Origin of the sequence: Azospirillum sp. B4, from assembly GCF_000333275.1 — a bacterium.
Taxonomy (GTDB): domain Bacteria; phylum Pseudomonadota; class Alphaproteobacteria; order Azospirillales; family Azospirillaceae; genus Nitrospirillum.
The window spans coordinates 1-7,295 of record NZ_BACU01000350.1 but is presented as its reverse complement, the minus strand read 5'-3'; the positions used below and the strand labels follow the sequence as shown (position 1 = coordinate 7,295).

Genomic DNA, 7,295 nt, shown 5'->3' with positions numbered 1-7,295 from the left:
CGCGTTTTCGCGGCAAAGGCCATGTGGCAAAAGGTTAGGCTGTTACAACTGACAGGCCTAGCCCCCAGGCTAGGCCACAAGATTAGGTCAGGGTGGTGCTGAGGCCGGCCTCCAGGTCGGCGATCAGGTCGTCCACGTCCTCGATGCCCACGGACAGGCGCACCAGCCCATCGTCGATGCCGGCCGCCGCCCGCAGCTCGGCCGGGATGCTGGCGTGGGTCATGATGGCCGGGTGCTCGATCAGGCTTTCCACCCCGCCCAGGCTTTCGGCCAGGGAGAACAGCTCCGTCCGTTCCAGCAGGCGCTTGGCGGCCGGCAGCCCGCCCTTCAGGCTGACGGAAACCATGCCGCCGCCGCCCCGCATCTGGTGCTTAGCCAGGGCGTGCTGCGGGTGGCTGGCCAGGCCGGGATAACGCACCCCCGCCACGGCGGGGTGCCGCTCCAGCCATTCGGCGATGGCGGCGGCGTTGGCGCTGTGCCGTTCCATCCGCAGGGCCAGGGTCTTCAGGCCGCGCAGGGCCAGGAAGCTGTCGAAAGGGCCGGCCACCGCCCCCACGGCGTTCTGCAGGAAGCCCAGGCGGTCCGCCACCTCCCCCTCTTCCCGGGCCACGGCCACGCCGCCCACCATGTCGCAATGGCCATTCAGGTACTTGGTGGCGGAATGCACGACGACGTCGAAACCCAGCTCCAGCGGTCGCTGGGCATACGGGGTGGCGAAGGTGTTGTCGCAGACGGAGATCAGGCCGTGCCGCCGGGCGAAGGCGGCCACCACCTCCAGGTCCACCAGCTTCAGCAGCGGGTTGGTCGGCGTCTCCACCCACAGCAGGCGGGTCTTCGGCGTCAGCGCCGCTTCCAGCCTGGCCGGGTCGGTCATGTCGACGAAGCTGGCCGACAGGCCCATGGTGCGCTTGCGCACCCGTTCGAACAGGCGGTAGCTGCCGCCGTACAGGTCGTCCATGGCGATGACGTGGCTGCCGGCGTCCAGCAGTTCCAGCACGGTCGCCTCCGCCGCAGGCCGGAGGCGAAGGCGTAGCCCCGCACGCCCCCCTCCAGGTTCGCACGCACCGCTCGTAGGCCATGCGGGTCGGGTTCTGGCTGCGGCTGTACTCATAGCCCCTATGGACGCCCGGGCTTTCCTGCACATAGGTGGAGGTGGCGTAGATGGGCACGGTGATGGCGCCCGTGCTGGGGTCCGGTTCCTGCCCCGCGTGCACGGTGCGGGTGGCGAACGCCCGTTGATTGGAGAGCGGACGGTTGTGGCTGCGGTCGGCCATGAGTGTTCCTTGGGAAGATGAAGCGGCGCGGAAAGCGGCGGGCGTCAGCCCAGCTGCCGGCGCAGGTGGTTCAGCAGGTCGACGCGGGTCAGCAAGCCCAAGAAGGCGTCGCCCTCCGTGACCAGGGCAACCATGTTGCGGCTGAAGATGCCGTCCAGCACGCTGATGGGGGCCGTGACCGGCACGGTTTCCAGCCGCGCCGTCATGGCGCCGCTGACGGGCCCGCGGAAACGCGTGGGATCGGGTTCCACATGCAGCAGCAGGTCGGACTCGTCCAGCAGGCCCACCACCCGCCCGCCCTGCATCACCGGCAATTGCGACACGTCGGAGATGCGCATGCGCTTGTAGGCGGTCAGCAGGGTGTCGTCGGGGGCCACCGTCACCACCTGGCCCTTGTCCACCCGGCGGGTCATGAGGTCGCGCAGGTCGCCAGCGCGCTCGCTGGGCAGGAAGCCCTGGTCAGCCATCCAGCCGTCGTTGAACATCTTGGACAGGTACTTGTTGCCGGTGTCGCAGACCAGGGTGACCACGCGCTTCGGCATCGTCTGCGCCCGGCAATAGCGCAGGGCGGCGGCGAACAGCGTGCCGCTGGAGGAACCGCCCAGGATGCCCTCTTTGCGCAGCAGCTCCCGCGCCGCGTTCAGGCTTTCACCGTCGGGGATGGTGTAGGCGTCCTCGACATACTGCAGGTCGCAGTTGGGCGGCACGAAGTCCTCGCCGATGCCCTCCACCACCCAGCTGCCGGGCTCGTCATGGCGGCCGGTCTTCACCAGGTCGCGCAGGATGGAGCCCTGGGGATCGGCCAGCACCATGCGGGTGCGCGGGCTGGCCTCGCGGAAATAGCGGCCCAGGCCGGTCAGCGTGCCGCCGGAGCCCACGCCCACCACCACGGCGTCCAGGCGGCCGTCCATCTGGCGCAGCAGCTCCGGCCCCGTCCAGCGCTCATGCGCCGCCGGGTTGTCGGGGTTGGCGAACTGGTTCATGTAGACCGCGCCCGGAATCTCGGCCGCCAGCCGCTCCGCGATGTCTTGGTAATAATCGGGATGGCCCTTGCCCACGTCGCTGCGCGTCACGTGGATGTCGGCGCCCAGGGCCCGCAGGTGGTTGATCTTCTCCGCCGCCATCTTGTCGGGGATGACCAGCACCAGGCGATAGCCCTTGGCGGCGCAGACCAGGGCCAGACCTAAGCCGGTGTTGCCGGCCGTGGCCTCCACCACCGTGCCGCCGGGCTTCAGGCGGCCGGACTTCTCCGCGCCCTCCACCATGGCCAGGCCGATGCGGTCCTTGATGGAACCACCGGGATTCTGGTTCTCCAGCTTCAGGTACAGCTCACACGGGCCGGTGTCGATCTTGGTGACACGGACCAGCGGCGTGTTGCCGATGAGCGACAGGATGGCGGGGCCATCGGTGGCGGTGGTATCGGGGGATGGGACAGGGGCGGACGACGCGTGCGCGATCGACATGGGGCAACCCTCTCGGTCTGTTCGTTAAGCAAAACAGTGACCGATGGGCCGGGGACTTACAATCCCCCGTCAGTATAGAGCCATCCGGACGGTGCGCCGGGCGGAAAGCGCTATTGCTTTTGCCGCAACGCACAATATTACAAGCTTGCGACCGGCGCCTTTACTTCGAAATGTTCTGGCGCGATCGGGCGGTAATTCGCATCAATCAAACCACGCCGGCGCAGAATGGCCAGGTTGTCGGCCAGATTGTCGATGCAGGCGGCGCGGTCCCACCCCTCCAGCCAGTTCTGCTCCAGGAAGGCCGCGATGGCGGGCTGGCCCAGTTCCACCTCCCACAGGATACCCATGAGGGAGGACAGGGCCTCCTCCTCGATCTGGGTTTCCTGGTCGACGCAGAGGACGGCGTTGGCCTCATCGACGCGGCCCGTCTCCGGCCCGGCGCCCAGGCCGAAATCGACCAGCCCCCGGCGCTCCGGCGGCGCCACCAGCCAATGGCCGATCTCATGGATCAGCACATAGGATTCGCTTTGGGTACGGATGGCGTGCCCGTCCCAGCTGTAGGCCTGCATCGGCAGCTCATCGATGGTCGCTATGCCGAAGCGGTGGGCCAGGGCGATGCCGTCGGCCCGGTGCTGGGGCGTGTCCACGCCCAGCGGCACCAGGTCCAGGGTGGCGGCGATGCGCTCGAACACCAGGGCTGCTGGCGTGCCGGGCACCAGGCGGCGGCGCAGGTCGGCCAGGATGGGCGGCAGGTCGCCCAGCTCGATGGGGGTGAGGATCATGCCCGCTCCAGCACCACGAAGCTGTGCGCCGGAGCCGGGTCAGTCTCCACCTCCAGGGCCGGCACGTCGCGCCGCGACACCTCGCGCCATTCCGCCCGGTCGAAGGTGGGGAAGAAGGCGTCGCCCTCCGGGCTGGCATGAACCTCTGTCAGGTATAGGCGGTGCGCGGTCTTCAGCGCGGTGGCGAACAGCAGCTCCCCGCCGATGACCATGACCTCCGCCGCGCCATCGGCGGCGGCCACCAGGCGGGCCTGCTCGATGGCGGCGTCCAGGCTGTGGCACACCACGCCGCCGTGGGCGCGGTAGTCCTTCTTGTGCGTCACGACGATGTTGGTGCGGCCCGGCAGCGGCTTGGCCCCGATGCTCTCCCACGTCCGCCGGCCCATGACCACCGGCTTGCCCAGGGTCATCTCCTTGAAATACTTCAGGTCGCCCTTCAACCGCCACGGCAGGCGGTTCTCCACGCCAATGACGTTGTTGGTCGACACGGCGGCGATGAGGGCCAAGGGGATGGACGCGGAATCGGGCATGGGATCAAGGGGCCTGGCTGATGAACGCTCAAGGCCTGCGGTTTTACGGCAAACGAGGGGTGGTGAGAATGCGGAAGATCAAAGGGCGGGGGTGCGTTGGGTCACCTGCGAAAAAGCCCAGCTCAGCCAGGAGCACTAGAGGTGCGGTACCCTTAAGGAGAGATAAGAGGCATATGCAAATATGGCTTGCATACCGCCGTCGATATACGCAAAATTTGCCACCTCTTAGTTGGGTGCACTCCCTTAGTGTAAAAGGGGGCCTCACTCTATGCCGGGTGTAAACCAGGCTGAATGTAATTGCGAAGATTGGGCGCCGACTTCGGAATCCGCGGTCGGCACCGGCTTTCGCTCGGCGCCGACCGCGGATTCCGAAGTCGGCCGCTTAGGGTAAGAGGACAAGGTTGGACCACCCGTTACTTAGTTCTAACAACAAGCAGCTTCGTCAGCGGGTGGTCCATCTGATTCGCGCCGGTTACAATGTCCGCCGCGAAGGAAATATTATTTTTGTCTGTGGCGGGAATAAGACCACTGACATGAGAATGCAATTTGCTGAATATTGCAAATCGCACCATCCTGAATTTAATGTGTTCTTCCCAGAATTTGCAATGAAGAACTATTTCTCAAGTTCCGTTGATGAGCAATTTGATATTGCGGACTTCGAAAGGCTCGTCGGCGATCTTTCTCACGCAGTAGTATTATTCCCAGAAGCGCCCGGATCATACGCCGAAGTAGGATATTTTGCTGCCATAAAAGCGATTTCATTAAAAACTATTCTGGTTATGGATTCTAAATTTCAAGGAAGCGATAGCTTTATTTCCATGGGCCCTGCCCGAAAAATTAGCTCAGCCTCGAAATTTCATGCGGCAATGCAAATAGATTATAGTCAGCCACAGTTTTCTGACATTGTTAAAAAGATAAAAAAATTTGAATTTAGCAAATATAGAAAGCAACTATCCTTTACTACGTTTAAAGCAATGGCGAACTACGAGAAGTTCTGTCTTATATACAAATGCTTTCACCTTCTTGGCATAGCAACCATAAGCGACATTATGTTCATGATGTCTTCTATATTTAGCACACACTTTTCTAGGAATGATGTAATAAAGCTAACATCAATCCTCATCGGATCCGGATATTTAATGCAACGGGGAGATTACGGCCATTACTATGTAAACACTCTGAGAGAGCCTCTTACGAATACGGTTGAAGGCTTTCTTTCGCACGAGAAAGCCATATTTCTCGAATTAAGCAGTATTTATAGCTCATCGCCTTCAGAGTTTCTAAGCATCTTGGAGGACTCGCGCCGTGCTGCTTGAGAAGCTTAAAGATCACTCAGGTCTTTCTGAAAGACAATTAGACCGATATGCCGCAACTGCGTCTAATCGATACAAGGTTTACACGATTCCCAAAAAGCCATTTGGAGTACGAACCATTGAACACCCGAGCAGAGAAATTAAAGCGATACAACGATGGCTAAATAGCAATATTATTAGAAAACTTCCAGTTCATAGCAGCGCAACTGCGTATCATCGAGGCGCAAGCATCAAAGAGAATGCTATCCGCCACGCCGGATCGAACTTCACACTCCATGTGGATTTTCAGAATTTCTTTCCTTCTTTTCATGGACACCATATTGAGAAATTTTTACGGTGGTGGTCTGAAGAAAACAAGATCAACCTAAACGATAACGATATATCTTTCTTCAGAAAGATAGTCTGTCGAAACAACGCACTAACCATTGGCGCGCCTTCATCCCCAATATTGACCAACGCGATGATGTTTGATTTTGATGGAACAGTAGCATTATGGTGTACGTCGAACGGCTTCATATACACAAGATATGCTGATGATATCTTTATATCTAGCGTCCTGCCCGGGAAGCTGGGAAATGCGCTCGAATTTCTGAAAGAAACATGCCCCAGCTTTCCTTATGCCAATTTGAGTATCAATCACAACAAGACTGCTTTTCTTTCTCGGAGATACAAGAGATCTATAACTGGCCTCATCATAACACCGGAAAGAAAAATCTCGATCGGGCGAGCAAAGAAAGAAGAAATAAAATCTGAAGTTTACAAATTCTCAAAGGGAGAACTTACGTCGGAAGAAATAGGAAGATTACGAGGAAAAATAGCATTTACCAGAGATGTTGAACCGAGTTTCTACGACAGACTATTAAATAAATATGGATACTCAACAATACACACCCTAGAATTTCTGGGGGAAGGCGATTTATTAGGGAAATAATCCGATCTATAACTTCTAATATTTCGCGTCACTAAAACGCCCGCACGGCATCCGCCTCAATCTGTTCTCGCCGCCGAGAATGAATCCCCTCGCGGGGTCATGACATCCACCCTAGCGCCTAGGATATCCTCCAGGCACTCCTGCTCCGCTGCCAGGCTGAACAGGGTGAAGCCCTGGGGGCGGTCCAGGTCAAAGAAGACATCCACATCGGATGTGTCGGGCGCCTCATCCCGCGCGACGAAGCCGAACAGGAACAGCGCGCCGATGCCGGCGCGGCGAAATTCCGGCTCGTACTGCCTCAGCAAGTCTATGGCATGGGCGCGGTTCATTTGGCGGATAGTATAGGCGACGGACGCCTTAGAGCGTGATGATTTTAGGTTCGCACATACCCTGCATGGGCGAGGTAGTTTGAACACTCTGCGGGAGTGACGGTTTGGAGAGTTTTGCCGATGGCGGCACAGAGGCCATCGGCAGATCGCTCTTGAGCTTGACGCAGATGATGCTTGAGTTTGGCGAAGAACTGCTCGATGGGGTTCAGGTCGGGTGAGTATTTTGGAAGGAAGATCACCCTGGCCCCGGCCGCCCGTATGGCGTCCCGGACGGCCTTGCCTTTATGTGAGCCGAGATTGTCCATGATGACGATGTCGTTGGGCTTCAATGTCCGGACAAGGACCTGCTCGGTATAGATCCTGAAGCGCTCGCCGTTGATCGGCCCCTTGATCAGCCACGGCGCATCCACGCGATCTTGGCGCAGGGCGGCGATGAAGGTCATGGTATTCCAATGGCCGAAGGGGGCCGGACCAGGTAACCGTTGCCCACGCGGGGCCCAGCCTCGCAACGGCGCCATGTTAGTCTTGGTCCACGTCTCGTCGATGAACACCAATCGAGACGGGTCGATCCCCGGTCGCAGTCTCAGCCATCGCTCCCGGTGGCGGGCGATGTCCGGCCGGCTTCTTTCCGTGGCGACCAAAGTCTTTTTTTATAACTCAGTTTCTCAGCATG

Annotated in this window: 7 protein-coding genes and 2 pseudogenes; 2 read left to right on the top strand and 7 right to left on the bottom strand. The window is 59.7% G+C overall.

The window, feature by feature from the left end; genetic code table 11:
* Window positions 1-82: 82 nt before the first annotated feature.
* The 5 genes and pseudogenes from I55_RS15540 to I55_RS15525 all read right to left on the bottom strand — a co-directional run bounded on the left by I55_RS15540 (window position 83) and on the right by I55_RS15525 (window position 4,049).
* Entirely contained in the window at window positions 83-997 is a 915-nt protein-coding gene (locus I55_RS15540) for a PLP-dependent aspartate aminotransferase family protein (protein ID WP_307718710.1), read from the bottom strand.
* 103 nt (window positions 998-1,100) lie between these two features.
* Window positions 1,101-1,274, bottom strand: a pseudogene (locus tag I55_RS39310) (PLP-dependent transferase); the annotation flags it as partial.
* Between the two features lie 44 nt (window positions 1,275-1,318).
* On the bottom strand, window positions 1,319-2,737 hold the full coding sequence (locus I55_RS15535) for a pyridoxal-phosphate dependent enzyme (RefSeq protein ID WP_044561498.1): 1,419 nt from the start codon (window positions 2,735-2,737) through the stop codon (window positions 1,319-1,321).
* 137 nt (window positions 2,738-2,874) lie between these two features.
* Complete coding sequence (locus I55_RS15530) at window positions 2,875-3,519, bottom strand: elongation factor P hydroxylase (protein WP_044561497.1); 645 nt, start codon at window positions 3,517-3,519, stop codon at window positions 2,875-2,877.
* Window positions 3,516-4,049 carry a dihydrofolate reductase gene (locus I55_RS15525; RefSeq protein WP_044561496.1) on the bottom strand — a complete coding sequence of 178 codons (534 nt, stop codon included), beginning with the start codon at window positions 4,047-4,049 and terminating at the stop codon, window positions 3,516-3,518. Before I55_RS15525 ends, I55_RS15530 begins: the two co-directional genes overlap by 4 nt.
* A gap of 401 nt (window positions 4,050-4,450) precedes the next feature.
* Here I55_RS15525 and I55_RS36030 point away from each other — a divergent pair, with 401 nt between their 5' ends.
* Window positions 4,451-5,365, top strand: a complete 915-nt coding sequence (locus I55_RS36030; RefSeq protein WP_148293766.1) for a retron St85 family effector protein — start codon at window positions 4,451-4,453, stop codon at window positions 5,363-5,365.
* Window positions 5,355-6,293 carry a retron St85 family RNA-directed DNA polymerase gene (locus I55_RS34510; protein WP_083901145.1) on the top strand — a complete coding sequence of 313 codons (939 nt, stop codon included), beginning with the start codon at window positions 5,355-5,357 and terminating at the stop codon, window positions 6,291-6,293. The genes I55_RS36030 and I55_RS34510 overlap by 11 nt, the downstream gene beginning before the upstream one ends.
* 56 nt (window positions 6,294-6,349) lie before the next feature.
* Here the strand turns inward: I55_RS34510 and I55_RS15520 are convergent, their stop codons facing one another.
* Window positions 6,350-6,622 carry a nucleotidyltransferase family protein gene (locus I55_RS15520; protein ID WP_049974171.1) on the bottom strand — a complete coding sequence of 91 codons (273 nt, stop codon included), beginning with the start codon at window positions 6,620-6,622 and terminating at the stop codon, window positions 6,350-6,352.
* Window positions 6,623-6,666: 44 nt separating this feature from the next.
* Window positions 6,667-7,295 (bottom strand): annotated as a pseudogene (locus tag I55_RS15515) (IS630 family transposase); the annotation flags it as partial.